Origin of the sequence: Arthrobacter sp. TB 23 (assembly GCF_000294595.1) — a bacterium.
Taxonomy (GTDB): Bacteria; Actinomycetota; Actinomycetes; order Actinomycetales; family Micrococcaceae; genus Arthrobacter_D.
The window spans coordinates 18,977-43,195 of the sequence record NZ_ALPM01000124.1 but is presented as its reverse complement, the minus strand read 5'-3'; the positions used below and the strand labels follow the sequence as shown (position 1 = coordinate 43,195).

Sequence of the window (24,219 nt, the reverse complement as noted above, 5' to 3'; positions counted from 1 at the left end):
CCACGCCACGGGTTAGGAAATGAGGGGTGGCGTAGCCGGCTGATGCACGCCCGCTCGCCGGAGAGGGTGTTGATGGGGCTGAGTTGGCGCACGGATGCACTGATCCGACCACGCTTATGGAAGCGAGACGATAAGACTACGAAAAGTTTGAAGGTCACTCTCGCTCACCAAGGACCAATCGCGTACCGGGACAAATATGAGATGGTCTGGCGCCGCCGGGCCGAACGGGCGAACGCCATCTGGCAGGCCGATCATACGGAGATGGACATTCTGGTGCTCGAAGCCGGCCGGAAACCGGCACGGCCTTGGCTCACAGTAATCCTCGACGATCACTCACGCGCGGTCTGCGGCTAAATGGTCTTCCACGGTGCATCGTCAACGATCAACACCGCTCTGGCATTGAGACAGGGCATCTGGCCCAAGAATGATGCCGGCTGGCCGACGTGCGGCATTCCCGACGTGCTCTACGTCGATCACGGGACGGACTTCACCAGGGACCATCTGGCGCAGACCGGCAGAGGCCTCCATTTTGAGATCATCTACTCAGCCGTCGCCAGGCCACAGGGCCGCGGCAAAATCGAGCGCCTCTGAGTTACTGGCCGAGTTGCCCGGCCATCTAACGGAGGGGCAACGCCATCCTGATCCGGTGTTGGCGCTGCCGGAGTTGGATGCCGCAGTCGGAAAAGTTATCACCGGTACCTACCATTAACGTGAACACGCGGAGATGAAGGCGGCCCTACACCAGGCGTGGGTCGGCGATGGGTGGCTTCCCCGGCTGCCGGCAACGATCGATGAGCTGAACTTGCTGCTGCTTACCGTGGCAAAACCGCGGATCGTTCACCGCGACGGCGTCCACTTCAAGGGACTCCGATATATCTCACCCCTTTTGGCGGCCTATGTCGGTGAACCCGTGATCGTCCGCTACGATCCGCGAGATCCGCGTCTTCCATCAAGACCAGTACATCTGTAAAGCCGTCGATCCCGACCACCAATCCGCAACTGTCAGTCTCAAAGAAACCCTCTCCGTCAGGCGCTACGCCAACTAGCACAAGGCCGAGGGGCTTCTCGAGGAATGGGGGCCACGGGACGACTCGGACTTCCAGATCTACGCCAGCCTTGCCAAGAAGCGAACCGTGTTCCACACGCCCCATCCGCGTTTCCCTCTGCATCGACGAACATCTCTACAAGACGGAGAAAAACAAGGGTCACACATAGGCGCTAGTAAGAACGTTGAACTGATCATCGTCGACGAGTCCGAACGGCTGAGCCCAACCACCCTCGAAATGTTGCGTGACCGCTACGACCGCGACAACATCGCCCTGATACTCATCGGAATGCCCGGAATTGAAAAGCAATTCAGCCGCTACGCCCAGCTCTACAGCAGAGTTGGCTTCGCCCACGAATACCGGCCCCTCGCCGATGACGAACTATGTTTCGTACTCCACCGCCGATGGCGCAAACTCGGTCACGACCTGGACCCCGAAGACTTCACCGACGCCCAAGCCATCGCCGCGATCACCCGAGTTACTCGCGTCAACTTCCGCCTCGTCGACAGACTCTTCACCCAAATGGAACGGGTCAAGAATATCAACCAATTGAACACCATCACCGACTACGTCGTCGAAGCAGCCCGATCACCCCTGGTCATCGATATCACCTGAACCGCCAATCGGAGCCGCAATAACCGCCATTCCTAGTTAACAGTCACACTGATGAACTGAAGGAGATAAGGCAGCCCAAGCGCGAGAACCGGGAATATGCGGGACCAAATAACATCTTGAGAGCGGCGACGGCGTCTCTTTTCGGGATAGGAATCGACCCAGCTTTCAACCCGGCGGTGTAACAGTTAATGAGCCTGGCGAGCAGCTCTGACGGGCTTTGCCAACCGCTAATTTAGCGCGGTCGCGGTTGAGCCCATTGGAAACTCAGGTCAGGTCTTCGATGGATTGGGTTCCTAGTTCGGTTCCATTGGCCTGCTTCTGTCAACAGTCTCTCCGACACCTCACAATCCCGGTGACACTACCCAGATCATGAGTGACTAGGGGCGGCAATCCTGTCAGGGCGCAGAACAGCACACCCATATCCGGCAACAGGCACGGGCTACGAAAAAGGTAACGATACACCCAGCCAAGTTCGATTCGCGTATCGGTCAGGCAACGGATAGCGCAACCGGGCCATATCTGCCATCCGTCAAATGTCCGGGTTGTTTTAATCTCCGGGACGATTTCCGGTGAGCTGTGAGGCCAATTCCCGCCCCTGGGCCACCAAATCTGGTCCTGAGCCGTACCTTTACCTTGTCACATGGTGTAACGCCGGGGGTGAGAGTTGCGTTCGTCGAAGTGCACAAGCTTTAGTGGTGTACGACCATCCCGAGCGGCCGAGAGATCTGGATCGATGACGCCGCAGCAACCCCTTGGAGTCTCAGGCTTCAACATGGTGCTACCGCCAGACCGATGGAGAGTGAATATGACTGTACCTACCGTGTCCAATGATGTCGCCAATATTGAGGAAGCGGACGCCAGCCAATGGCTTAAGAGCGTGCGGGCTACCGGTACCTGGGAGGGATCGATGACCACGCTTGTTGAAACCCGCGGATTCACCTTCCGAACGGATGAGCCGGTTGCTGTAGGAGGAAACAACCAATCGCCGACCCCTATGCAGTATGTGGTCGGAGCCGTCAACGGATGCGTGACTGTAGTCATCGAAGCTGTAGCTGGGGAATTGGGTATAGCCGTCGAGAAGATCGACACTATTTCCCATGCTCGACAAGATGTCCGTGGATTCCGGGGAACTGCGGATGTCTCCCCACATTTCAAAACCTTTACGCTTGAAGTGCATTTACGTACTCCGGTTCCCGAATCAGAATTGGATGTATTCAAAGCCCAAGTGGAGAAACGTTGTCCAGCCATCAACTTGGTAAGAGACGCAGGTGTCGACTTTGATCTCGTATGGCAGGTCTCCGGGGTGAAGGCATGACTAGCGCCGGACTGTGGACGCTGGGACTCGCGGTCGGTTATACGCTTCTGCTGGCATTGACCAGTCGTGCCGCCCACGCCAGGGCAGACCGCGGCGAAGGCTTCTTTGTCGGCAGCCGAACCTTCAGTCCCTGGACCGTGGCGTTTTGTATCACTGGTCTTTTTTCGGGGTCCTCCTATATCGCCATCATGGAGTTGAGTTACCGAACAGGAATCTCAGCCATCTGGTACGGGGTGGCCGAAACGGTACAGGTGCTTCTTATCGCCCTGATTCTCGTCAAACCGTTGCGCAAACGCCTAGTGGTCACAGTCACCGGAATGATCGGAGAACGTTTTGGTCGGAAAGCACAGGCAATTGCCGGGTCCATCACGGCATTCACCTTCCCTATGTGGTCGGTGGCAACGGCGATAGCGTTCGCTTCCGCACTGCACGCACTCACCGGACTTTCCATTCACGCCGCCATCATCGTCACGGCACTGCTGCTTCTTGCCTTCCTTTCCGCAGGCGGGATGCGCGCTGTCGCCTTCACCCAGACAGCCAACTGCGTGGTCTTCATCGGCATGCTCGCCGTTGGCACCCTGGCATTCTTCATCAACCCTGGCATCGACGGCATTCGCCAACTTGCCGTGGATCGCCCGGAAATGCTGGACATGTCCTCAGCGGGAGTGACCTTGATCGCCGCATGGTTCGGAACCTTCATAGTGAACGTACTTCTAGCGCAGGCGGCCTTCCAGATGACTATGTCCTGCCGCACACCGGAGGACGGACGCAAGGGCATGCTTTACGCTGCAGGCCTCGGAGTCCCGTTCATTATTGTCGGTGCCCTGTTGGGCACCGCCGCAGCAATCGTCGTCCCATCACAAGACCTGGGACTGGTCGCGGTTTCGGTCTACATAGCCGAAGTGCTGCCCGCGCCCCTAGCAGGGGTATTTTTCCTCGGAGTGTGGGCCTGCGCTTTGAGCTGGGCCGGCCCTTGCCAATTCTCGGGTGCAACCAGTCTCGGGCGTGACGTCGGCCGGGCGCTGCGCCCGAACGCCAGCGAGGACGATCTTGTTCGTTACACCCGTTGGTCCCTTGTACTACTGACCGTGCTGATGATCCTGTTCGCCTTCCTCCGCACCGAACAAGCTGCTTGGTGGAATGTCCTCGCCTGGACCTTGCGCAATGGCGCCACTCTCGCACCAGTGCTTGCAGTGTTGTTCTGGCCACTGGCCACCCGTCGATCCAGCTACGCGGCAATGATTGCCGGATTCGGTACAGGATTAGGGTGGTACCACTTCGGAGGCTGGTCGCCGTCACAGTTCCTTTTCGGAATCCACCCCGTATGGATCGGGATGACAGCTAATGTCCTAGTCATGATCAGTGTTTCGCTAGTCTCGACCCGGTGGCAGGTTACCTCACATCCAGGAAAAAGGCAGTGGGGCGTAGTTGCCGGGGTCTCAGCATCCGTTCTATATCTCATCACAGCAATCTTCTGGGGATCGCTGCATCCGTTGGGCTTGTCGGGAATGATGTTCTTCACAGCAACTGCAGTTGCGGCCGCTGCGACCTTCCTCCTCACCGAAGAAGAAAAATCACACGACAAAACTGAAGACCAGACGGACGAGCATCATGACCGGACACTGATTACCTAGACGCACGATGTTGGGATACCGGCGTCAGCCCACTGCGGGTGAGCGAACCGTCAACTAGGTTCTGACCCCGCGTGAAAAAAACCGACCCTGAGCGCAGGTTGTTCCCGAGGTGGCAAATGCTCCGTAGTCGACGAGAGCGGCACGACGGATATCTGGAGGGAAAAGTAGAGAATTTTGGCGGGAAAAGCTCGTGCAAGATGTCAAAGAATTGGCTGCCCGGGCGCAAAGCATCCTCGAATGTTCAATCCTTCGGTTTAAACCCGCGCGGGGAGGGCCCCAGTTATTCCTCCCGCCAGACATCTCTCGAATTACTAGTTAATTCGAGCAAATGACATCGCACGCTTTGGGAGGGGTGTTGGCATCGGGGCTGGTAGGTGAACCGGACCGTCATCCGATGCGGAAGCCAACGAACAGGCGGCATGATTCTCGGGACGGTTCATCCTGATGTCCGGTTCCTGGGGTCCCTATCCGCCTCGATGGGCTACGTAGGTTAGTCCACTCACAGCGTTCGCTGCGAGTTCAGCGGCCCCCATAACGGCATCTACGCCACTGGCTGGATCAAGCGCGGACCGGTGGGCAGACCGACGACATTGTCCAGCAGGAAACCTTCGGCCCGGTCATCACCGTGCAGAAGTTCACCACCGAGGACGAGGCGGTCGAGCTGGCCAACGACGTCGAGTACGCGCTGGCGTCGAGCATCTGGACCACCGATCATGGCACCGCCATGAGGGTGTCCCGGGACCTCGACTTCGGCGCAGTCTGGATCAATACCCACATTCTTCTCACCGCCGAGATGCCGCATGGAGGCTTCAAGAGCTCCGGTTACGGCAAGGACCTCTCGATGTATGGCGTTGAGGACTACACCCGGATCAAGCACGTCATGAGCGCGCTTGATGTTTAGAAAGGCAGTTTCACTATGACCACCCAAGCGATCCAGCCGCAATTCCGGCTCGAGCAAAAGCGCAAGATCATCGCCGACTTCCCAGGCCCCAAGTCCACCGAGCTTGCCGCTCGTCGCAGGGTTCGCAGCGCCCGACGCTGCCCGGAGGCCACTTCGCAGCAACACGATGGCCAGTAACGCGATGACGATAATCAATACCCAGAGGTTCGTTCCGGCGATGGTCAGCCCGCTGGCGACGACGAGCGGAACACCGATGAAGTGCCCCACCGTCGCGGCGGCTCCGCCCGGGGTGCTGCCGGTGAGCGCCCGTCCGTGAAGTTCTTTTTCGGACCGTGCCGTCCCGTCGCCCGATGTATTGTTGTGGTTCTTGCCCCACCGGTTGTAGGCCCAGAGTCCGAACGGTCCTAGATAGAGGGCCGAGATCGGCCATACTAGGCCCATGGCGGCGTTGGGCTGGCGGTGGCGTCGCCCGTAGATATCGTAGAGCACCAGCGCTGCGCTGATCACTCCCAGTGCGACGAAGATCCAGGACACCGGCGTTAACCAGCCCGGAAGGACTGTTTCCATGGCTGTCATATCCATTGCATCATCGTTCATGATCGGGTGCTTTCTTCCAAGAATTTTTGGGCCACGGGGCGCTTGCCCTGTGAGCGTGGGTTCGTGGTTTTTCGCTGTGGGAACCGCACCGTGCGGATGCGAAGTCACGGGTAGCCCAGGGGTGCTGACAACACGTTGATTCATAGATGGCAGCCGTTGCGAGAGCGGGACAGGTTTTTTCCGGTCTGGCAGATAGGGGAAAAGGGGACGCCCGATCGTCGGGCTACGTGGGCTTATCCGGAATGTTGAGCCGGCGCCGGTATTCCTCGGCGTCTATATCACCGTTGGCGTAGCGGTTACGCAGGATCTCGCCGGTCTGCTGTGCGGTAGCGGCACGATTGCCCCGGTTCGTGGTGCTACTCCCGCGGGCAATCAGGACCACCGCCGTCGCCGTCACAGCCAAGAGCAAGACCACCACAATCGACCAGACCACCGCCGCGCCCATCATGCCGCGCCCATCATGCCGCCATTCATGATTCCGCCCATTCCCTACGCCGCCTTCGTATCGATTTTATGCCTAAAACACACTCTACTATAGACCTTAGTAGAGTGTGTTTTCATGACTGGGGAGGCTAGGTGAATTCCGGCTGGCGTTAGCCGGCGTCCTGGACGCGAAAGGCGGACTAGGCGGAGGCTGGGAAGCCGGAGGGGCAGGTTTGAGCGTAGGCGCTTGAAACGGCCGGAGCGGCCGCTACGGACAGTGGCAGCACGAACATCGCGGCTGCGGCGGTCAATGCGAACAGGGTGCGTAGGGCTCCGAGGGGCACATTTGGGGAGGCGAGCCGGCGTACTCTTGCCAGGGCGCTTGCACCTCCCGCGCCCAGGGCCACCGCAGGGGTGGAGCCTGCTTCGGCGAGCCGGACGACGGCTGTGGCGACGGTGAGACGGCTGCTGCTGCGTGCGGCGCGGTCGTCGGCGTCCATTTCGACCAGACGCTGCAATTCGGTGCGTGCGATGCGAAAGGCTGGGACACGGGGGAAAGCGCGGTGAATGGCGTTCGCGGTAGCGAGAATGAGGTGGTGACGGCCGCGAAGATGGGCCATCTCGTGGGCGAGCACCGCGGCCCGCTGATCGGCATTGAGTGCGCCCAGTGCCGCGGAGGTGAACACGATTTCATTTTTTCGCCCGGGCAGGCAGTAGGCGGCCGCATCATCGTGATCGAGGATGAGGAACTGCCCGCTGGCGTCCCAGCGGGCCAAAAGGGCCAATGATTGCAGTTGTTGCCTGCGTGCTCTGTGTGCTGAGAACAGTTCGGCAATGATGCAAAAGCCCGTTCGCATCAGCACTGCAACCGCGGTGAAGGCGCCGACTGTTGTGACGATCGCCCCTCCCGGCGTGGAGTATTGCTCCTGCAGCGTCATCACACACGCCCGCAGGAAGTCAGCCAAGTTGGAAGTGAACGGCATCGCGGGCACCGCCAACGCCGCCCCGGCGAAGACGATTCCGGCGATAATCGTGACCGACAGTGCTTGCCATACCAGGATCCCTATCCTCGGTGACCGGTCAGACCAGGTCCCCTTGGATAGCAGCGGCGCCACCGCGGCAACTGCCACAGCGTAAGCGATCAGAAGGAGCGGGACGCTCACTCGCTAACCGGGGCCCGGTCCCGCGTCTGCGCGGCCTTGTCCAGCACGGCCCGCAGTTGTTCTACTTCGTCGGCGGGAATCTGCTCAAGGAAATGCAGCAGGGTCGCCGTGCGGTCGCTGCCGCCGGCAAGCACCTCGCCCATATGCGCCGCAGCATACTGCTCGCGGGTCTGCGTGGGACGGTAGCGGAACGCCCGCCCGTCAGGCTCCCGCGCCAGCAATCCCTTGCGCTGCAAAGTGTCCATAACGGTTTTGACGGTCATGTACGCGATTTTGCGGTCCCGCTGAATGCCTTCGAGGATGTCGCGCACCGCGGCAGCCCCATGATAGGACCACATCCGGTCCATGATCGTGGATTCAAGCTGGCCAAGACGATGCATGCCCGGACCCTTTCTTCATGCGGATAACCCGAAACCGTACCCTTTGAGACTCAATCCTATCGTGCATAGTAGATCCTGCACACCGCCCGATAAGTCTGTGCAGCCACCGTCGAAGCCAATTCTCTGACAATCGCCCGAAACCGGGGGTATCGGTCCCGGGTCACTGAAATGTTCGCCTCAGCGTGGGGAGGGCGTGTTGTGCTTCTGCTGCTTCAAGGCCGCGACCTGCTGGCGCAGTTGTGCCAGCTCAGCTGCGTCTGCCGACGGTACGCCGGAAGCTCCCGCGGTGGATGACCGCGGACTTATCGCGCAGTTTCCCCGCCGCATCGGACGGAGGCAAAAGAAATAGGTTGCTGTCAGCGAAGCCAGAAGAACGGCCACTGGCAATGCCCATTCAGTCATCGCAGAGTCGCTCTGGCTGCCTGGGGGCGGGAGGTCTCAGCGCTTGCGTCGCCTTGACCGGCACGCAGTTGATCGATTTCGGCGCGCAACTTGACCAGTTCCGCCTCATCCAAAGGTGCCTCCTGCGCAGGGGAAGATTTACTGCCGCGCATCATGAACCACATCATTAACCCCATCCCCACCGGGCAAGCGAGCAGGGCCAGTGCGTACAGGGCTTCACTCATTAGAGTTTTCCTTCACTTTCGGGGATGGAGTCTGAGGACATCATCTTGTTCGGATCCATCTCGGTATCCGCGTCCATCATCTGTTCGTGCATGCGCTCCATGCCCGGATTGTCAGCGATCATCAGCTCATGCATGCGCGCCATGCCGGGGTTATCTTTGGTCATTAATTCGTGCATTTTCGCCATGCCGGGAACCGAGTCTTGATCCCCCATCCCGTGATGATTCTCGGTGGCGGCTTCACTCGACGCACTGTCCGGGCCGGAAGGGGGCCCGGCGGCCACCGACGGAGCCGCAACCGCCAGGGCCAGAAGCCCCGTAGCTGTCACTGTGGGAATCCAGATGCTCTTGGCCATTTTTGTTGGTCCTTTCCTCGATTGGTCACTATCAGGTACTAACCAAGATAGTAGCTCTACACTAGGCAGATTAGTAGTCGTGGATCAAATCCGAAGTGCTGGCTATTCAATGACACCCGCCTCTCCGGGTTTCTCGCCGCATTCCTGCACCCTGGAGCGCGACGTTGAAATCCACGTCTACTATGCCTGTTAGTATTATCGGGTTTGACCGGCAGAGATGGCAGGGCCGGTGGTGGAAATATCACTGCAAGAAAAAACGAAAGGCATCGGGTGGACAAGGGATTGCTGCGCGCCTCAAGAAGGCACAATCGGGAGAGCCGGTTGCTCCGCGGGGTGCCGGCTGGCTTTGTTGCGGGCCTGCTGTTGGTGATGTCCATTCCGGTCGGCCCGGCTGTGGCTCATACCTATCTCGTGTCCTCGGATCCAGCCGACGGTGGGACGGTGCGGGTGGTTCCGGAACAGGTGGCGCTTGAGTTTACGGAGCAGGTCGAGCTGGATTTTGCCGATGTCACCGTCTCGGTAGCTGGCGGTCCGGCATACGGCGCGCTGACCGAGACCGCGGGAAAATCACTGATAGCTCGGATACCTCCAGGGGCAGCCGATAGTCAGCCTGATAGCGGGCCTGCCACCTGGGAGATCGCGTATAGAGTCACCGCCGGCGACGGGCATCCGGTAAACGAGTCCTACTCGTTTACCATCTCGCCAGGTTCCTCCGCCTCGACTGGCCCGGAACCGGTCACCGGGCCGGTAGACGGTGGTGATTCCGGGGCGTGGGCTTCCGAAACCCGTCCCCGGCAGGTTCCCGGATGGGCGATGCTGGGCCTTGGCTCAGTGACCGTTGCGGCCGTTCTGACATCACTGCTGGCCGTCCGCCGACAGTCCCGTAGGGCACAAGGGTGAACCCCGACGGCCGGGTACGCCGGATCCTGTGGGCGATGGTCCTGGTGTTTTTGGTGCCTTTTACTGCCGTCGCGGTTCTTGCCGTTTCAGGCACTACAGGCCCTCCCGGTCCCGGGCTCCCAGACCCCGGTGCGATCACCAGATGGGGCGCCCCGGTAGCCCGCGCCCTGCACGACGCCGCAGCAGCCCTGACTATAGGTTTTCTCGTAACAGCGTCGGTCATACTTCCCCACCAAACCCAAGACCAAGCCCAAGCCCAAGACCAAAACCAGGGCCGGCCGGTCCTCGGCTCAGCCGCAGCCAGGGCTGTGTTATTTGCGGCGGGTGCGGCATCAGTTTGGGCGGTTGCCGGTGCCGCCGTAGTGACCTTCGCCTATTCCGACGTGGCAGGGTCCAGCCCTTCGAACGTCAACGGTGCGGACATGGTCCAGTTTTTGACCGGTTTCGATCTCGGGCGTTCGCTCGGGTTGAGTGCCTTTCTGGCACTGATTGTTGCTACCGGTTGCTGGATGGCCACACGGACTCTCACTGTTGGGCTCCTCACGTTGCTCAGCCTGGTTGCCCTGACACCGCTGACGGTTACCGCTCACGGCGCGTCGAACCACGAAGCAGCGGTGAACCTGCTCGGCCTTCACCTGATCGGCGTGACGGTCTGGACGGGAGGGCTGGCCGCGCTTGTGATCCTACGGCGAACAGTAGGAGCCGATTTCCCTGTGATGGCGCGAAGGTATTCAAGAATTGCTGGAGCAAGCTATGTGCTGGTGCTGGTGACGGGCGTCGCCGGGGCGGTCCTGCGCCTGGCTTCCACCGCGGGCCTGGAGGGAACCTACGGGATCCTGCTCATCACCAAGACGGTGGCCGTCCTCTTGCTCGGCGCGGCCGGGTGGTATCAACGGCGGCGCATACTCACAGTGCTCGCATCCCGGCCCATGGCAGGAAAAACCTTCGCCCGATTCGCCGGTTTCGAAGTATTCATTATGGCGTTCACGTTTGGGCTGTCCGTCGCCCTGGGCCGGACATCTCCATTCGCCGAGTCCGCCATCCAATCAGCCGCCGAATCCTTCCTCGGTGCCGCACTCCCACCGGAGCCCGGCCCGCTGCATTGGTTGACGCAGTGGCAATTTGACGTCGTCTGGGCGCCCATCGCAGTGCTGCTCCTAGGGTGGTACGTCAACACCAGACGGAAGGCCGTGAAACAGGGGCAGCACTGGCCTGTCTTCAGAACCGTCACCTGGGCCCTGGGGTGCGCCCTGCTGTTGTGGGCAACAAGTGGCGCCCCAGCTGTCTACGCGCGGCTGTTGCCCAGCATGTTCGTCACCAGCCAGCTTCTTATTGGGCTGATAGTGCCCGCCCTATTTAGCCTCAGTCGACCGTTCCTGCTCGCCGGGCAGACACTGGCTTCGCGGACTGATGGAAGCAGGGGAATCAGAGAGTGGCTTACCTGCACCGCGGAACTGAGCATTACACGCAAACTGGTGCACCCGGTGACCGCAACCTTCCTCTATCTGGGCTTCCACGGGACGCTGTACTTCACCCCACTGCTCGGCCCGCTGGTCAGCAGCAACGCCGGACGGCTGATCTCCACCGGCGCAGCACTGGCAATCGGCTATCTGTTCTGCCACACGGTGCTGTCCAATCCGCCCTCGCCCAAGGCAATAAAGGTCAAGGCAGCGGCGCTCTTGACCGTGTTGATTTTTCATCTAGCAGCCGGGGTCTCGCTCGCAACACGGGATCACCTCATTGGCGGGGACTGGTACCTCCTCGTGGGTGAGCTATGGAATATTCCAGTCACCACCGACCAGCCCACCGCTGGCCTGATTCTCTGGGGTGCGGCACTGCCACCCCTGCTGGCCCTCGCCATCGGACGCCCAACCCCTGCAGAACATCACTTGGCAGGACATGACTCTGCAGGACTCAGCCCTGCGGGGCAGGAGCTCCGGGGGCAGGCCCGCACCCTACCGGAACAATGAATTTGGCCTCCCAGATCATTGACTACTATCCTTGATAGTAACTTCCGGCCGATGCGCCTCCTGAAACAGCAGACGGCCCAACAACAGCCGGCCCCGGCTAGTTCACAGCGGCGGAACTTCTGATTCCGCCACGGTTCGACAGAAAGTAATCCCGATGCTCCCGAAAACCCTTCCCGGTAACAACAAAAAAGTGCGCACCGCAGCCCTTGGACTCACAACCGTGTTTTTCCTAGCAGCCTGTGGGCAACAGGCATCCAGCCAGGCAGAAGAAACACCTCACAACGACGAAACACCGCATACTGATGAATCACCGCACGCTACGGAAAACCCGTTCGGCCACGTGCACGGGCTGACTTTCAACGAAGACAGAGATCAGCTTCTGCTGGCCACCCACAACGGGTTGTTCGACGTTGGCGCCGACCCCATCGAAAAACTCGGTTCCACCCTTGATTTGATGGGATTCGCCGGCGCGGGCCCGGACCTCTACTATGCGTCAGGCCACCCCGGGCCCGGATCCGATCTTCCCAACCCCATGGGCCTGATCGAATCAACCGACGGCGGAGAAACCTGGCAGGAGCTCTCCCGTCAAGGCGAGTCGGACTTTCACACACTGACCGTGTCAGAGGCCGGCGTCATCGGATTCGACGGAACCCTGCGGCTGACCACCGATGGGAAGGAATGGTCCGAGACTGAGACGCAAATCCAACCGGCGAATCTCTCGGCGTCCCTCGACGGCCCGATTGTTTTGGCTACCACCGAGGACGGCGTCCAACGCTCCACGGATGGTGGCATGACGTGGACACTGCCGCCTGAGTCTCCAATACTGCTGCAGACAACCTTCGCTGATAAGGACACCGTTGTAGGCGCCACCCCCGACGGTGCTATCCACATCAGCCAGGACGCGGGACAAACCTGGGTAGAAACCGGCGGATCAACAGCCCAACCGTCCGCCATCGCCGCGGCCATCGAAGAAGACGAGCTGCGGATCTGGGTGTCAACAGAGAAAGGCATCGAATTCTCCGACGACAACGGAGCGTCCTTCACCACGACCGTACAGGCCGGACAATAACGTTCCCGTGCACACCACTTCAGTACCTCAAAGACACCAGCAACAAGCCGAGTCCGGTCGGGATTTCCCGTGACGATCGGAGAGTTCTTCGCGCAAACCGTACAATCCGGAGCGCTCCTGCTGGCCATTCCGCTGGCCCTGATTGCCGGAATCGTGTCTTTCATATCGCCGTGCATCCTGCCACTGGTGCCAGGCTACATGGGGTATGTTTCCGGACTCACCGACCCGAACTCCCCAGGGAACCGCCGCAAAGTCCTCACCGGCGTCGGGTTATTCATCCTCGGCTTTGCCCTGGTCTTCACTTTTTACGGGGCGGCTTTCGGGCTCATCGGAGGGTGGATGCTGCGTTGGCAAGACCTACTCATCCGCATCCTGGGCCTCTTCGTCATCCTCATGGGACTCGTCCTGGTAGGACGGCTCTCCTTCTTTCAACAGAACAAGAAACTTAGCTGGAAGCCGCAGACCGGGGTAGCCGGTGCGCCTTTACTCGGGGTGGTGTTCGGCCTGGGCTGGACCCCCTGCATGGGGCCGACCCTGAGCGCGGTCCTGGCCCTGAGCACAACCACCGGTAGCCCGTGGCGCGGAGCGCTCCTGGGATTCATGTACTGCCTCGGACTGGGCATCCCGTTCGTCCTCGTTGCACTCGGGGTCGGTTGGGTGACACGGACCCTGTCGTTTGTCCGACGGCATATCCGCATATTCAACATCGCAGGCGGCTCCCTGCTCATCCTGGTCGGACTGCTCATGGTCTCAGGAGTCTGGACCCTATGGATCTACCAACTCCAAAACCTCGCCGGAACCTACCTCACCCCGGTCTGATGATGCGGCCCCCAAGCACCCACCCGATCAGCTGTTCGCGTAGGTGCTTCCGTCTAGCCCGATACGCGGCAGACTGGACTGCTCAGATTTAGTGTCTCAGCGCGGCCGTCATAGACGCACTTCCAAAATCAAGCCACTCGGGTTTGGTTTCTTGCGGTGTTGGCATTGGGTCTAATTCATGAGGGCATTCTTGACTCGGTAGGACTCGCCGCGGAACGGTAGCAGCCTCCCGTGGTGGACTAACCTCGATTTTTCATCGGGGGTCTTGGTCGGGTGTTTGAGGGCGGCGCAGATCCGTCAGCCGGCCGTCAACTTCGGGCAGGCCTTGAAAGCCGGGAAGTCGGCGTCGGGCTCAACAAGCTCGAGGTAGAGCGGGACAGCGGGATTGATAATGATAAATACGCCGGTTCCGACTACCTTTGCGTTCGGAATGTCGTAGTTGAACTCGACGAGCAAACCAGGCCCTGCACTTCCGGTGTGATGGACGAGATTCCCTGTAAAGAAGCCGGAGGCGGTGAGCGGCTTCGCATATGCTCTGCCCTACTTCCGCCGGAGATCCCGGGTGGGGCGAGCGGTTCCTGGCCGGAGCACCATTGGCCCACGATCTCGTGCACGTTGGCCGATGCGGGCAATCGTATTTTGGCGCCCGGTTTAGTCCTACGGAACGCTGCGCTCTGCGCGTCGGGCGTTTCCGTTGACCTTCAAAGCAATGAACAAAGTGAGACTGGCGGCCTTACCGTCGGATAGACGGATTCCACCCTGTCACATGGTTCATGACGATACCCACCAGAATTGAGAGACACAGCCACCACCAGTAGGGAAGTCCTTGGTCACGTAGTTTCCTTCTCGAATATCCATGAGATATTCGGAAAGGAGAGATGATTTCAATGAGGTTGCTCTATTTAGCGCCCGTCGAATACGGCCTTGTTGATGGCTATTCAGCACATTCGCTAGTGGTTTCGAAAGGATCAATTTCGGGTCTCGTCGGACCGTCGCAGGGTATGAAGTTCAGCGCTCGACAGGGTCACCGGAGCCGTCAAACGTGGCCGAAGATTAGGGCAGAAAAAAGGGGTGTGCACAATGTGCACACCTTGGTGGTCGGACTGGGTCGTACCGGTGCCGGACGGGGCCGGTTTGGGGAGGTTTTCGGGAGAGGCCAGTGTTTGCAAGGGGGTAAAGCCGGTTCAAGTCCCACTTCGGGCACAGTGTTTCCCCTTGTCAGAGGCTGTTTCGCTCTCTGACTGTGCACAAACCGGTGCAATGTGTGCGCAGGGTGTGCCTTTTTGGTGGGTGGGTTACCGTTTCCAGTGCAGGGTCACCTCCTTTCTCTCCTGAAGCCCTGGTTGAGCTTCCTTACTACTTCATGGGGGAGTGGTGGGGAAAGTACATGACTTCTGGTGAAAGTTTTTCACCCACGATCTGAGAAAATCGTTGTGTGGTCAAAGGGAAGAAGTTGAGACGAGGGAAGCGACGACCGCACAAGTCGGGCCCATCTCCGGCTGCGTCGTCGGCATCGCTTGCTGTGACCCTCGATTCTGAGACGACGGCTCGCCTCATTGGTGACTGGAGTAGTTCGCGAAGCGGGGCCTGGGCCAGCAGAGGTTTTGACTTCCAGCACACGGTCGCAGCATGGCTTGCTGCCCGACTGATTGCTGGAGATCTTCAGGCCCAAGCGCTCGTTCCGGAGGGACTCGAGACATCACGATTGAATCTGAGGCTTCTCGGCATGCCTAGGTCAAGTCGAGGGGTGAGCACTTAGGAACTTTTCCTGCGGGGGAGGCAAGCAGCCATGTCGTTTAACGTACAGGCGCCATTCAGTGATGTGCGCCGTGTGCTCGCTTTCATTGACCATGGCTTGGCCAACTGGTGTGTTGACATCAGTCGAGTTCGAGCTGTTCAGAAGCAGCGACCAAAACTTCTATGCCCTGACAAGGGCGATCCGTGATAACCAGTATTGAGTTTTCAATGATGGGAAGACCGAGTGGTGCACTGCTTCTTCTCTACGAAACCGGGACACCAGGGCCAGGGTGATGAAGCAGATTTGAGTCGTCTAGGAAAATCGTCAATTTCGGGTGGGTCTATGATCAGTTGGGGGAAGTGGCGACCGTCTCGGCCGCGTTTGACCAAAAGCGCTCTGACGTGGTGGACCGCGGTTTTTGCACTAGGTTTCCAGCGTCTGCTTGCTGACGGGGAACAGATTCATTCGTGCGACGAACAGCCGGATATGAGGAGCCCCTCTTTCCATCGGGACTAATGTGATGTGAAATAGTAAGTAGGCTTGGCGTCTGCTGGTGAAGCAGCTCGGCAGCGGGCGTTAAGCCGCACGATGCAACCGTTTTTGAGAGAACTCACTCTGATGAAACTTTGCCTACCAGCATCTGCCGATCCTGAAGTGCTTACTTGAGAAGCAGAAAACACCGGTCACTGCCTTTCCCGGGTGATCCCATAGCACTAAAGGGGGCCCTATGCCGGATCTGGAGAGTTGGTCAACCGGACGCCTGTTGAGCACCGCCGCCCGGTTATCCGAGCACGCACTGAATGCGGCCTTACTGGAAATCGGTGTCACGCCTGCCGGCGTCAACGTTTTGACGGCATTGAACACTCATGGGCCAATGGCCCAAACCGAGCTCGCGGAACTCATGCACGTCCAACCCCAAACAATCGGCAAAACCATAGAGCGTTTGGAAGCCTCAGATTATCTGTCCAGACCACGCAGCGGCCCGGATAGGAGGGTTCGGCTGGTAGCCATCAGCAGCAAAGGCCGGACGGCATTAAAGCAAGCCCAGCACATCGAGAAGGATCTCGCCGACGTCACAGACACGCAGGGCTATGAGTTCCGCCGCTCCCTTCAGACGATCATCGGTCACCTAACTTCCCTCGCGAAGTAGTCGTAGCCCGCTGAAGACTACCGAGGATCCCACGGCACAGGCTCCGAGGATCACCAACTATCTGCCAAGGTCCTCCAACTCCACCGCAGCGCCGGAAGAGCTCCGGTTTTGTGGGACCCCACGCCTGCTGGTTCATCGATCGTCCGAGGTGTGAACTCCGTGGTTTGTATCGTTTCTGCGGGCCACCCCTCGCTGTGAGTTTGTTCGCTTCAGCAGTACCGATCTGGCGGGCATTTTTCAGCTGTTAGCGGGCGGTGCACCTTGTTGATGGTTTACGAAAAGGGCGTCGTGCCCTAGGCTCAAGAATGTCGGTTTAGTAAAGAGCCTGCAGGAAACGCTTACTTAGTGGAGCACCTCATGGACCTCAAATCACCAAAAATTATTGGCACAGACACCGATCGAATCCTCCGAGAACACCGCCTCGCCGATAGCGCTTCAGAGGCTCCCGTCCTAGCAGATTTCGACCTCCACGCCCTTCTCGATCTGGGCGAGGACGAGCTGCCAACGCTTCCACCAGATCTGTCCGAACTGGCAATCGAAGAATTGCGTCGCCTGTGTAACCGGATGTTCCAGGAGATGAACCAAGATTTCCCCCGCTTCGGTGCACGCGAAGACTACGGAATACTTTTCGACGAACTCCACTACCGTTCGGGACAACAACCCTAGTGAACCGTCCCGGGTTTGATGCCGCTATCTTCTGTGAGAAAGATAGTGATTATGCCCAAGCAGTTTCCTCCCGAGGTCCGTGATCGTGCAGTTCGCATGACGGTGGATCGGTTGTCCGAGTATCCCTCTGTTTACACCGCTTGTAAGGCGCTGGCACCGAAGCTGGGAGTCGGTGCTGAATCGCTGCGTCGTTGGGTGGTCCAGGCTCAGATCGATGCCGGTGAAAAGACCGGCCCGAGCAGCGAGGAGGTGGAGGAAATCAAGCGGCTCCGGGCCGAGGTGCGGGATCTGAAGGAGTCCAACGAGATCCTGAAACGGGCCTCGATTTTCTTCGCGAGGGAACTCGACCCTCGCCGCCGTTGATCTGCCGATTTATCGACGACATGCGCGCTCTTGGTTACGCGGTCGAGTCGATCTGCGCTGTCCTGTGGGAGCAGGGCGTGCAGGTTGCCGCACGAACCTACCGGGCGTGGAAGACACGTCTGCCAGCGTTGCGCACCCTTGAAGACGCCCGCCTCACCGATGCCCTACGAGCTTTGAACGTCGCTGATGCGAAAGGCCGTCGACGCCCCGAGATCCTTTAGGGGCGGCGGAAGATGACTCAGTGGCTGCGCCGCAACGGTTTCCCGGAAGCCTCCAAACACACTGTGGACCGGCTGATGCGCGATGAGAGCATGAACGGTCTGACCAGAGGCCGCAAGACCCGCACCACGGTCCCCGGCAAGGACGGCCTCCGCGCCGGAGACCTGCTGAACCGAGACTTCATAGCCCTGACACCGAACCAGGTTTGGGTCACGGATTTCACCTACGTCCCGTTCTGCTCCTGCAGCGCGACGGGCAGCTCCACCTGACCGAAGCTGGTCACGCCGCTGCACAGCCGATCCTGGAGCGCGAGCACCTATGGACAGCATGGCTCAAACACGGACATCAACTCGACTCCCCGGGTGTCCGGGAACCGAATCCGGTGGATATCCGCGGAAGCCTCGGAGATGATGTCGCCGACCAGCTGCTCGCCCTCACCCGGGCAGGGTCATCATGAGTTCCGCCCTGGCCATCATGGTCACCGCGGGCCTGACCGCCACAGCCTGCGGCCTGCTGGGACCGTTCATGGTGCTCCGGCGCACCGTCCTGATGGCCGACGCCGTCTCTCACGCGGTAATGCCAGGCATTGTCCTGATCTATGTACTCTTCCATACCCGGGCGCCGCTACCGGTCATCATCGGAGCCGCTGTATTCGCTGTTCTCTGCGTCCTGGGTGTCGAGGCACTGCGCTCCAGTGGGCTGGTAAAGGCCGACGCCGCGATAGCGCTAATCTTCCCCGCCCTGTTCTCAATCGGTGTGCTGGGCATCAATCATTACGCGTCGGACATCCACCTGGACCTGGACTCGACGATCTACGGGGAGGTCGCTTTTGTTCCCTTCCGTACCATTGAAGTATTCGGCGTCGAATTGCCGCAGGCGATGCTCGTGATCGGCATCATGGCGCTGCTGAACGCGGTCCGGTTCACCGTGTTCTGGAAACCAATCAAAGTAAGCACCTTCGACCCAGGCTTCGCCCGGACGATAGGTATCCGACCGCAGCTGGTCTCACAACTGCTGCTCGTCGCGGTCGCCGTCACCGCCGTGACCGCCTTTGAAGCGGTCGGGGCGATCCTTGTTATCACCTTACTGATTGTCCCGGCTGCGACCGCCTACCTGCTCACCGACCGGATCTGGCTCATGATCACCGTAACTGTCGCCATTGGGTGGACATCAGCCATCGCAGGCTACCAGGGTGCGGCCGCTCTGGACGCCTCCATCGCCGGCGCCATGGGCGTTATCGCTACCGCCTGCTTCACCCTGGCCCTCGTGGCATCACCAAATACGGTTTGGCAGCCCGCTTTATCCAACGCAGGCAAGGCCGCCGCCGCACCGCCCGCATTGAACATAGAAGACGGAACCCGGTAGAACGTCAAGTCGGTGTGGACGCCTGAGGCCGATCGACCTCCTGGAAACAGGGAGAATAAGTAAAGAACACCGCATTCAAGCAACTGCGCCCGACAGTACGACGGCTGCTCAAAGTAATTGATGTCCCCAGCCCGATCAGCTAATAATTGTGATGGCGCCGTGCTGCTTTATGGTGTCCAAAGCCGAAGATAAACAGATTCGAGTGCAGATGGCGGCCCGCGGATATCACCCCTTCACCAACCCGCCGTCCACGATCAGATTCTGCCCGGTTACCGACCGCGACCAGGGGGAGGCGAAGAACAATGCGGCATCCGCGAACTCTTCCGGAGTGGTGACCCGGCGCAGGGGGGTCCCGGCGGCAATGACATTGAAAACTTCCTCGGGTGTTGCCGAACTGGCATCCGTGGTGCGTAGCAAACCACCCGAAATCATGTTCACAGTTATCCCCTCTGGGCCTAGATCATGCGAGAGTGTGCGGGTCAGCGAAAGCAGCGCAGCTTTTGCCGCGGTGTAGTCATGGTACGGAACGACCGGGTGCTGAAATAGATTGGTGCCAACATTGATGACGCGCCCGAAGTCGGCCGCCCGCATCCCAGGCAATACCGCCTGCACAGTGTTCAAGGCCCCCCGTACGGTACCGGCGAACTGCTGATCCAGATCTTCCCAGCTCAACGTGTCCGCGTGCGGTCGGGCGTCGCCGTTGAAGGAGAAGTCAGTCAACGCATTGTTAATGATCGTGGTAATAGGGGAACCGAAATGTGCTCCTGCTTCTTTGACCATGGCAGAGACCTGCTGCGCATCACGCACATCCGCCCGGATAGCCACAGCCCGTTGAGGGAAAGCTGCCGCCGTTTTCCGGGCCGCGTCCGCACTTTCTAGATAATTGATCACCACGCGGGAGCCTTCATTCAGGAAAGACTGCACCAGGCGGGCGCCGAGCCCGCGGCCACCTCCGGTGACCAGCACTACCTGATCACGGATGGAAAGAACGTTGGGGGAGGATGTTGTGGGCAGCAAGAAGATCACCTTTCGACCGGTGACGAAGGCACGGAGCGTAGATGTAGATAACCGTTCACCGGTGCTGACATCCCTTCGCCAGTACTAACTGGAGCAGGTTCACCGGGTTTGATCTCAGCCCCTGGCCGACTTTCGCCGTGCCGGGCACCCCGTGTCACTTCCACCGACCATATCCCATAGGGAAACCTTTTAGCACTACGTCTTACACTCGCCCTCCCTGTCTCCGGCTGGTGGTATGTCGACGATAACGAGCCCGAATGGTCACCGCTATTGAGGAAGCGCTGAGGCTGCAGTTTTTTCTGTTGGGTGCCATCAAGGACATTGACTGATCGATGCTGGCTGGCATGCGCTACATCGTTTGTGCAAACGCGGAATGGATCTTCGGCCGGCCTCTGGATGACGGCACTCCTGGACGTCTAGTCACTTATTTTGCCAGCATCGGTGAAGGCGAGTGTTACGTATCCTGGACACTGTCACTCGATAACGCAGCACAGCCTGCAGCTGAGCCGACAATAGTGATCTCCACAAATCTCATCCCGGTGGACGCCGCCGATCTCTCGATGTTCAGCGTAGATAGGGTTTTTCGTACCCGTTGTCGTGGATTTCGGATATCAGCACATTTGTTAGAGGTGGGGGCGGCCTTGGGTGGGGGAGGAGGCTTGGGCGTGGGTGCGTTTGGGTATCCGGCCGGCTTGTGAGGCGAGNGGCCGGCGGTGACGGCGTGTTTGAAGGCTGTCGCCATTTTTATCGGGTTCTGTGCTCTGGTGACTGCTGTGGCGAGCAGGACCGCGTCGCAGCCCAGTTCCATTGCCAGTGCGGCGTCGGAGGCTGTGCCGATCCCGGCGTCTAAAACTATCGGAACTGTTGCTCTTGAGGCGATGAGTTCGATGTTGTGGGGGTTTAGGATACCCAGCCCCGTCCCAATGGGGGACCCCAGGGGCATAACGGCTGTAGCTCCGAGTTGTTCTAGTCGTCGGGCCAGGATGGGATCGTCGTTAGTGTATGCGAAGACCTTGAAGCCTTTCGTAACCAGTGTTTCGGTGGCCTCGATGAGTTCCAGCGCATCGGGTAGCAGGGTTTGTTCATCGGCGATTACCTCAAGTTTTATCCAGTCCGTTGCCAGTGCCTCCCGCGCCAGTTCAGCGGTCATGACCGCTTCGCGGGCAGTGAAACATCCTGCCGTGTTCGGTAATATCCGGATCCCTTGCTCGTTGAGTAATTCGAACAAGGACCCACCCGTCTCGGGGTTGTACCTTCGCAGCGCCACGGTTGTCAGTTCCGTTCCCGATGCTGCCAGGGCCGCTCCCAGACCTTCCAGGCTTGGGGCTCCCCCGGTTCCCATGATCAGCCGGGAGCTAAGCGCAACCCCGTCGATCGTTAACGCGTCGTTGTCAGTCAATGTTTTATCCTCCCTGGACGGCGGTAAGAATTTCGATGTCGTCACCGTTCTGGATGGTTACCTCAACCCAACGGGTGCGGGGTACGAGCTCGGCGTTGACTGCAACGGCTACACCCAACTGTTTTTCATCGACTGGTTGCCCGGCATCGGTCAACTCACGGCCGGTCAACTCGGTAATTAAGTGCTTGAGGGTGGAAACCGAAACGGTATTCCGGGGTTGTCCGTTCAATGTGAAGCTCATAGGGCAATCCTTACTTCATCAGAAAAACTGTTATGACGGGAAGCATCAGGACGGGACGCTTCGGCGAAGTGCCCGAGGTTAATGAACCGTTCGGGTCGGAATCGCTCGATGTCGATCTCCGGTATGTTTTGGCTGATCAGGTCCGCGCAGAGGCGGGCGGTGATCGGTGCCAGCAGCACCCCGTGCCGGAAGAAACCGGTAGCGACCACAAGTCCACGCACATCGGAGCCGTCCGGGTCCCTGCACCGGCCAAGCAGGGGAGCGTTGTCCGGGGTCCCCGGTCGGGGGCGGCAGAGGGCTTCGAGCAGTTCGAGTTCCGCGACTGCCGGGATCAGCGTCTGAGCATCCCGGAGTAGTTCGTAGACACCTCCCGCGGAAAGCCCCGCGGACCCGTTTTCCCGTTGAGTGGCACCTATCACCACCGTTCCATCCTGCCGGGGCACCACATATATGGACGACCCGCGGACCAACCCGCGGACCGTGGAGGTTATGAGCGGTCTGAGGTGTTCGGGTACGCGCAGGCGGAGAATGTCCCCGTACACCGGACGTAACGGTAGCCGCAGCCCTGTCGGCAGGCGATCAATGTTTACCGCACCGAGCCCGTTAGCCAGGATGATCTCATCAGCATCAATCCGCTCTCCGTTCTCCAGCAACACACCGGTCACAGCAACACGGTCAGTAGCATCGTCATGGATAAGTGCGGAAACCGAAACGGGCACCGTGCGCGCGGTCGTCTGTTTGGCTAGTGCTGCTTGGAGGGCAACGGCCATAGCCCGCGGATCAACCTGATGATCCTCAGGAACCAGGAACGCTCCTGAAAGCTGCGGGCCGAGCAGCGGCTCCAGACGCCGCGCCTGACTAGTGGTGAGTGCTTCCACCTGAAGTCCAAGACTTGACTGGACAGAGCGCAGGTCGGTCAGGGCCTGCCGATCCGCCGCATCGATACCGGCGACCAGGGTTTGCCTGCGCTGGTAGCCGGTTCCAATCCCGGAGGCGGCCTCCAGCTCCGTGATGAAGTCTCGGTATGCCCGGGCCGAGGGCAGCGTCAGGTCCAGCAAATACTCTTCCTGATAATGAAACTCACTGACCGGGGCCAGCATCCCCGCCGCAGCATGGGTAGCTCCGGAAGCGGGCGCGGGATCAATCAGCGTGACCTGGTGGCCGCGACGGCTGGCCTCCCAGCCGATGGCCAATCCGATGATCCCGCCACCGACAATGACGGTGTGCGCGAGGCGGTCCGGGTTATGAATAGTCATCAGAGTCCTTCCTACGCCGGGCTTAACCGGTTCAGGTTCGTACGGTCGGCGTCGAACGCCCTCTCAGCCCTACCGACCGCGAGTGTAGGAACACTGGCGGAAGATCGGGCTCCCGTGGAGCTATTAGTCTAAGGCGTATGGCCTTTATTTCAGATGTTTTCCCCGTCCCGCCGGATCTGAACGACGGCGGCACGTCGTCAACGGTCAGTACGGCAGCCCTGTACCGGCAACAGTTCGCATCAGCGCAGTTGTACCTGTGCACGGATGCACGAAAGGAAAGGGGCGACTTCGCGGAGTTCGTCGACGCCGCCTATGCCGGTGGTGTGGATATCATCCAGCTTCGCGACAAAAAGATCGACGCAGTCGAAGAACTTGCCTGTCTCGCGGCTCTGCGTACGGCAGCGGATCGACACGGCAAACTCTTTTCCGCCAATGACAGGGCAGACATCGCCCGACTCAGCGGCGCACCGGTCTTCCACATAGGACAAAAAGATCTGCCAGTACCTGACGCCCGGCATCTATTGGGCCCCGAACCGATCATCGGTTTATCCTGCCATTCCCCGGCCCAAGTCGCCGCTGCCATGACCACAAGTGGGCTGGATTACTTCTGTACCGGCCCTGTCTGGGCTACACCCACGAAACCTGGCCGTGCTCCCTCCGGGCTTGAATTGGTGCGTTACGCAGCAGCACGTTCGGCCGAGACCTCGTCCCCACGGGCTTGGTTTGCCATTGGAGGAATCGATCGCACCACCATCGGCCAGGTCGTCGAAGCCGGGGCCCGCCGGGTTGTTGTCGTACGAGCCATCACAGAAGCCGACGACCCATCCTCCGCCGCCAGGTCCCTCAAATCAGCCCTCCCGGCGCTCACCTAACCTTTCCACGTGTCAGGGACAATCAACTTTTACCTTGCTGCATAAGTGACACACCATTGATGAAACAGTCCCAAGCTGTGGCTCAGGTTGAGCTTCGGGTACCCGAGTAGTTCATCCCGTGG

General features: G+C 59.6%; 25 protein-coding genes, 3 pseudogenes and 2 riboswitches. Of the genes and pseudogenes, 18 read left to right on the top strand and 10 right to left on the bottom strand.

All coding sequences use genetic code 11. The annotated features are described in order from the left end of the window. The 7 genes and pseudogenes from B384_RS21245 to B384_RS20360 form a co-directional block, all read left to right on the top strand. Positions 1 to 354 (top strand): annotated as a pseudogene (locus B384_RS21245) (hypothetical protein); the annotation flags it as partial. Positions 355 to 399: 45 nt separating this feature from the next. After that, positions 400 to 591 carry a hypothetical protein gene (locus B384_RS20875; RefSeq protein WP_192813107.1) on the top strand — a complete coding sequence of 64 codons (192 nt, stop codon included), beginning with the start codon at positions 400 to 402 and terminating at the stop codon, positions 589 to 591. Positions 592 to 724: 133 nt separating this feature from the next. Continuing rightward, the gene (locus tag B384_RS20870) at positions 725 to 970 is read left to right on the top strand and encodes a Mu transposase C-terminal domain-containing protein (protein ID WP_026041263.1); all 246 of its coding nucleotides are present in this window, start codon (positions 725 to 727) and stop codon (positions 968 to 970) included. A gap of 163 nt (positions 971 to 1,133) precedes the next feature. Continuing rightward, positions 1,134 to 1,661, top strand: a complete 528-nt coding sequence (locus B384_RS20865; protein WP_237715350.1) for an AAA family ATPase — start codon at positions 1,134 to 1,136, stop codon at positions 1,659 to 1,661. 805 nt (positions 1,662 to 2,466) lie between these two features. Further along, positions 2,467 to 2,976: an OsmC family protein gene (locus B384_RS0116920; protein ID WP_019484287.1), complete on the top strand. Its 510-nt coding sequence runs from the start codon at positions 2,467 to 2,469 to the stop codon at positions 2,974 to 2,976. Next, complete coding sequence (locus B384_RS0116915; protein ID WP_019484286.1) at positions 2,973 to 4,610, top strand: sodium:solute symporter family protein; 1,638 nt, start codon at positions 2,973 to 2,975, stop codon at positions 4,608 to 4,610. The genes B384_RS0116920 and B384_RS0116915 overlap by 4 nt, the downstream gene beginning before the upstream one ends. Positions 4,611 to 5,187: 577 nt before the next feature. Further along, positions 5,188 to 5,511, top strand: a pseudogene (locus B384_RS20360) (aldehyde dehydrogenase family protein); the annotation flags it as partial. Positions 5,512 to 6,331: 820 nt separating this feature from the next. On the opposite strand, the gene B384_RS19455 reads toward B384_RS20360, so the two are convergent. From B384_RS19455 to B384_RS0116885, 5 genes are all read right to left on the bottom strand, one after another. Next, the gene (locus tag B384_RS19455; protein WP_019484284.1) at positions 6,332 to 6,556 is read right to left on the bottom strand and encodes an SHOCT domain-containing protein; all 225 of its coding nucleotides are present in this window, start codon (positions 6,554 to 6,556) and stop codon (positions 6,332 to 6,334) included. A gap of 175 nt (positions 6,557 to 6,731) precedes the next feature. Next, positions 6,732 to 7,694 (bottom strand): M56 family metallopeptidase, encoded by a 963-nt coding sequence (locus tag B384_RS0116900; RefSeq protein ID WP_019484283.1) that lies wholly within the window; start codon positions 7,692 to 7,694, stop codon positions 6,732 to 6,734. Next, positions 7,691 to 8,074: a BlaI/MecI/CopY family transcriptional regulator gene (locus tag B384_RS0116895; protein WP_019484282.1), complete on the bottom strand. Its 384-nt coding sequence runs from the start codon at positions 8,072 to 8,074 to the stop codon at positions 7,691 to 7,693. The genes B384_RS0116900 and B384_RS0116895 overlap by 4 nt, the downstream gene beginning before the upstream one ends. 398 nt (positions 8,075 to 8,472) lie before the next feature. Then, positions 8,473 to 8,700, bottom strand: coding sequence for a hypothetical protein (locus tag B384_RS0116890; RefSeq protein WP_019484281.1), 228 nt, complete (start codon positions 8,698 to 8,700; stop codon positions 8,473 to 8,475). After that, positions 8,700 to 9,053 carry a hypothetical protein gene (locus B384_RS0116885; protein ID WP_019484280.1) on the bottom strand — a complete coding sequence of 118 codons (354 nt, stop codon included), beginning with the start codon at positions 9,051 to 9,053 and terminating at the stop codon, positions 8,700 to 8,702. Before B384_RS0116885 ends, B384_RS0116890 begins: the two co-directional genes overlap by 1 nt. Positions 9,054 to 9,323: 270 nt before the next feature. Between B384_RS0116885 and B384_RS0116880 the strand changes: the two genes are divergently transcribed. The 4 genes from B384_RS0116880 (at position 9,324) to B384_RS0116865 (ending at position 13,811) form a co-directional block, all read left to right on the top strand. Then, entirely contained in the window at positions 9,324 to 9,953 is a 630-nt protein-coding gene (locus tag B384_RS0116880) for a copper resistance CopC family protein (protein ID WP_156809144.1), read from the top strand. Then, entirely contained in the window at positions 9,950 to 11,923 is a 1,974-nt protein-coding gene (locus B384_RS0116875; protein WP_019484278.1) for a bifunctional copper resistance protein CopD/cytochrome c oxidase assembly protein, read from the top strand. Before B384_RS0116880 ends, B384_RS0116875 begins: the two co-directional genes overlap by 4 nt. Positions 11,924 to 12,077: 154 nt before the next feature. Then, on the top strand, positions 12,078 to 12,992 hold the full coding sequence (locus tag B384_RS19450; RefSeq protein ID WP_019484277.1) for a F510_1955 family glycosylhydrolase: 915 nt from the start codon (positions 12,078 to 12,080) through the stop codon (positions 12,990 to 12,992). 69 nt (positions 12,993 to 13,061) lie between these two features. Next, positions 13,062 to 13,811 (top strand): cytochrome c biogenesis CcdA family protein, encoded by a 750-nt coding sequence (locus B384_RS0116865; RefSeq protein ID WP_019484276.1) that lies wholly within the window; start codon positions 13,062 to 13,064, stop codon positions 13,809 to 13,811. A 297-nt stretch (positions 13,812 to 14,108) separates the two neighbouring features. Here B384_RS0116865 and B384_RS20710 read toward each other — a convergent pair whose 3' ends face one another. Further along, positions 14,109 to 14,267 (bottom strand): hypothetical protein, encoded by a 159-nt coding sequence (locus B384_RS20710; RefSeq protein ID WP_019484275.1) that lies wholly within the window; start codon positions 14,265 to 14,267, stop codon positions 14,109 to 14,111. A gap of 2,009 nt (positions 14,268 to 16,276) precedes the next feature. Here B384_RS20710 and B384_RS19445 point away from each other — a divergent pair. The 6 genes from B384_RS19445 (at position 16,277) to B384_RS0116830 (ending at position 19,312) form a co-directional block, all read left to right on the top strand. Then, positions 16,277 to 16,699 carry a MarR family winged helix-turn-helix transcriptional regulator gene (locus B384_RS19445; protein ID WP_019484274.1) on the top strand — a complete coding sequence of 141 codons (423 nt, stop codon included), beginning with the start codon at positions 16,277 to 16,279 and terminating at the stop codon, positions 16,697 to 16,699. A gap of 357 nt (positions 16,700 to 17,056) precedes the next feature. Further along, on the top strand, positions 17,057 to 17,365 hold the full coding sequence (locus B384_RS0116850; RefSeq protein WP_156809143.1) for a hypothetical protein: 309 nt from the start codon (positions 17,057 to 17,059) through the stop codon (positions 17,363 to 17,365). Positions 17,366 to 17,416: 51 nt separating this feature from the next. After that, positions 17,417 to 17,728 carry an IS3 family transposase gene (locus B384_RS0116845; protein ID WP_019484272.1) on the top strand — a complete coding sequence of 104 codons (312 nt, stop codon included), beginning with the start codon at positions 17,417 to 17,419 and terminating at the stop codon, positions 17,726 to 17,728. A gap of 20 nt (positions 17,729 to 17,748) precedes the next feature. Beyond that, the gene (locus B384_RS20355; protein WP_156809141.1) at positions 17,749 to 17,949 is read left to right on the top strand and encodes a hypothetical protein; all 201 of its coding nucleotides are present in this window, start codon (positions 17,749 to 17,751) and stop codon (positions 17,947 to 17,949) included. 12 nt (positions 17,950 to 17,961) lie between these two features. Continuing rightward, the gene (locus B384_RS20350) at positions 17,962 to 18,216 is read left to right on the top strand and encodes a hypothetical protein (RefSeq protein WP_019484270.1); all 255 of its coding nucleotides are present in this window, start codon (positions 17,962 to 17,964) and stop codon (positions 18,214 to 18,216) included. A 184-nt stretch (positions 18,217 to 18,400) separates the two neighbouring features. Beyond that, positions 18,401 to 19,312 carry a metal ABC transporter permease gene (locus B384_RS0116830; RefSeq protein WP_019484269.1) on the top strand — a complete coding sequence of 304 codons (912 nt, stop codon included), beginning with the start codon at positions 18,401 to 18,403 and terminating at the stop codon, positions 19,310 to 19,312. A gap of 225 nt (positions 19,313 to 19,537) precedes the next feature. Here the strand turns inward: B384_RS0116830 and B384_RS0116825 are convergent, their stop codons facing one another. The 4 genes and pseudogenes from B384_RS0116825 to thiO all read right to left on the bottom strand — a co-directional run bounded on the left by B384_RS0116825 (position 19,538) and on the right by thiO (position 23,225). After that, on the bottom strand, positions 19,538 to 20,338 hold the full coding sequence (locus B384_RS0116825) for a 3-oxoacyl-ACP reductase (protein ID WP_019484268.1): 801 nt from the start codon (positions 20,336 to 20,338) through the stop codon (positions 19,538 to 19,540). Positions 20,339 to 20,382: 44 nt separating this feature from the next. Further along, positions 20,383 to 20,491, bottom strand: a riboswitch (TPP riboswitch). 461 nt (positions 20,492 to 20,952) lie between these two features. Then, a pseudogene (locus tag B384_RS19435) lies at positions 20,953 to 21,671 on the bottom strand (thiazole synthase). Positions 21,672 to 21,732: 61 nt separating this feature from the next. Then, positions 21,733 to 21,969, bottom strand: coding sequence for a sulfur carrier protein ThiS (gene thiS / locus B384_RS0116815; RefSeq protein WP_019484267.1), 237 nt, complete (start codon positions 21,967 to 21,969; stop codon positions 21,733 to 21,735). Then, positions 21,966 to 23,225, bottom strand: coding sequence for a glycine oxidase ThiO (thiO, locus tag B384_RS0116810; RefSeq protein ID WP_019484266.1), 1,260 nt, complete (start codon positions 23,223 to 23,225; stop codon positions 21,966 to 21,968). Before thiO ends, thiS begins: the two co-directional genes overlap by 4 nt. Next, positions 23,217 to 23,351: riboswitch (TPP riboswitch) on the bottom strand. It overlaps the preceding gene by 9 nt. 11 nt (positions 23,352 to 23,362) lie before the next feature. Here thiO and thiE point away from each other — a divergent pair. After that, positions 23,363 to 24,097 carry a thiamine phosphate synthase gene (gene thiE, locus B384_RS0116805; RefSeq protein WP_019484265.1) on the top strand — a complete coding sequence of 245 codons (735 nt, stop codon included), beginning with the start codon at positions 23,363 to 23,365 and terminating at the stop codon, positions 24,095 to 24,097. Positions 24,098 to 24,219 lie beyond the last annotated feature (122 nt).

Bases quoted from the DNA above. Each gene is read 5' to 3' on its own strand.
- B384_RS0116890 (WP_019484281.1), bottom strand. From the start codon at position 8,700: ATGAGTGAAGCCCTGTACGCACTGGCCCTGCTCGCTTGCCCGGTGGGG.
- B384_RS20355 (WP_156809141.1), top strand. From the start codon at position 17,749: ATGCGCGCTCTTGGTTACGCGGTCGAGTCGATCTGCGCTGTCCTGTGG.
- B384_RS0116845 (WP_019484272.1), top strand. From the start codon at position 17,417: ATGCCCAAGCAGTTTCCTCCCGAGGTCCGTGATCGTGCAGTTCGCATG.
- B384_RS19450 (WP_019484277.1), top strand. From the start codon at position 12,078: ATGCTCCCGAAAACCCTTCCCGGTAACAACAAAAAAGTGCGCACCGCA.
- thiO (WP_019484266.1), bottom strand. From the start codon at position 23,225: ATGACTATTCATAACCCGGACCGCCTCGCGCACACCGTCATTGTCGGT.
- B384_RS0116885 (WP_019484280.1), bottom strand. From the start codon at position 9,053: ATGGCCAAGAGCATCTGGATTCCCACAGTGACAGCTACGGGGCTTCTG.
- B384_RS0116895 (WP_019484282.1), bottom strand. From the start codon at position 8,074: ATGCATCGTCTTGGCCAGCTTGAATCCACGATCATGGACCGGATGTGG.
- thiS (WP_019484267.1), bottom strand. From the start codon at position 21,969: ATGAGCTTCACATTGAACGGACAACCCCGGAATACCGTTTCGGTTTCC.
- thiE (WP_019484265.1), top strand. From the start codon at position 23,363: ATGGCCTTTATTTCAGATGTTTTCCCCGTCCCGCCGGATCTGAACGAC.
- B384_RS0116830 (WP_019484269.1), top strand. From the start codon at position 18,401: ATGAGTTCCGCCCTGGCCATCATGGTCACCGCGGGCCTGACCGCCACA.
- B384_RS20350 (WP_019484270.1), top strand. From the start codon at position 17,962: ATGACTCAGTGGCTGCGCCGCAACGGTTTCCCGGAAGCCTCCAAACAC.
- B384_RS0116850 (WP_156809143.1), top strand. From the start codon at position 17,057: ATGGACCTCAAATCACCAAAAATTATTGGCACAGACACCGATCGAATC.
- B384_RS0116920 (WP_019484287.1), top strand. From the start codon at position 2,467: ATGACTGTACCTACCGTGTCCAATGATGTCGCCAATATTGAGGAAGCG.
- B384_RS0116915 (WP_019484286.1), top strand. From the start codon at position 2,973: ATGACTAGCGCCGGACTGTGGACGCTGGGACTCGCGGTCGGTTATACG.
- B384_RS19445 (WP_019484274.1), top strand. From the start codon at position 16,277: ATGCCGGATCTGGAGAGTTGGTCAACCGGACGCCTGTTGAGCACCGCC.
- B384_RS20870 (WP_026041263.1), top strand. From the start codon at position 725: ATGAAGGCGGCCCTACACCAGGCGTGGGTCGGCGATGGGTGGCTTCCC.
- B384_RS19455 (WP_019484284.1), bottom strand. From the start codon at position 6,556: ATGATGGGCGCGGCGGTGGTCTGGTCGATTGTGGTGGTCTTGCTCTTG.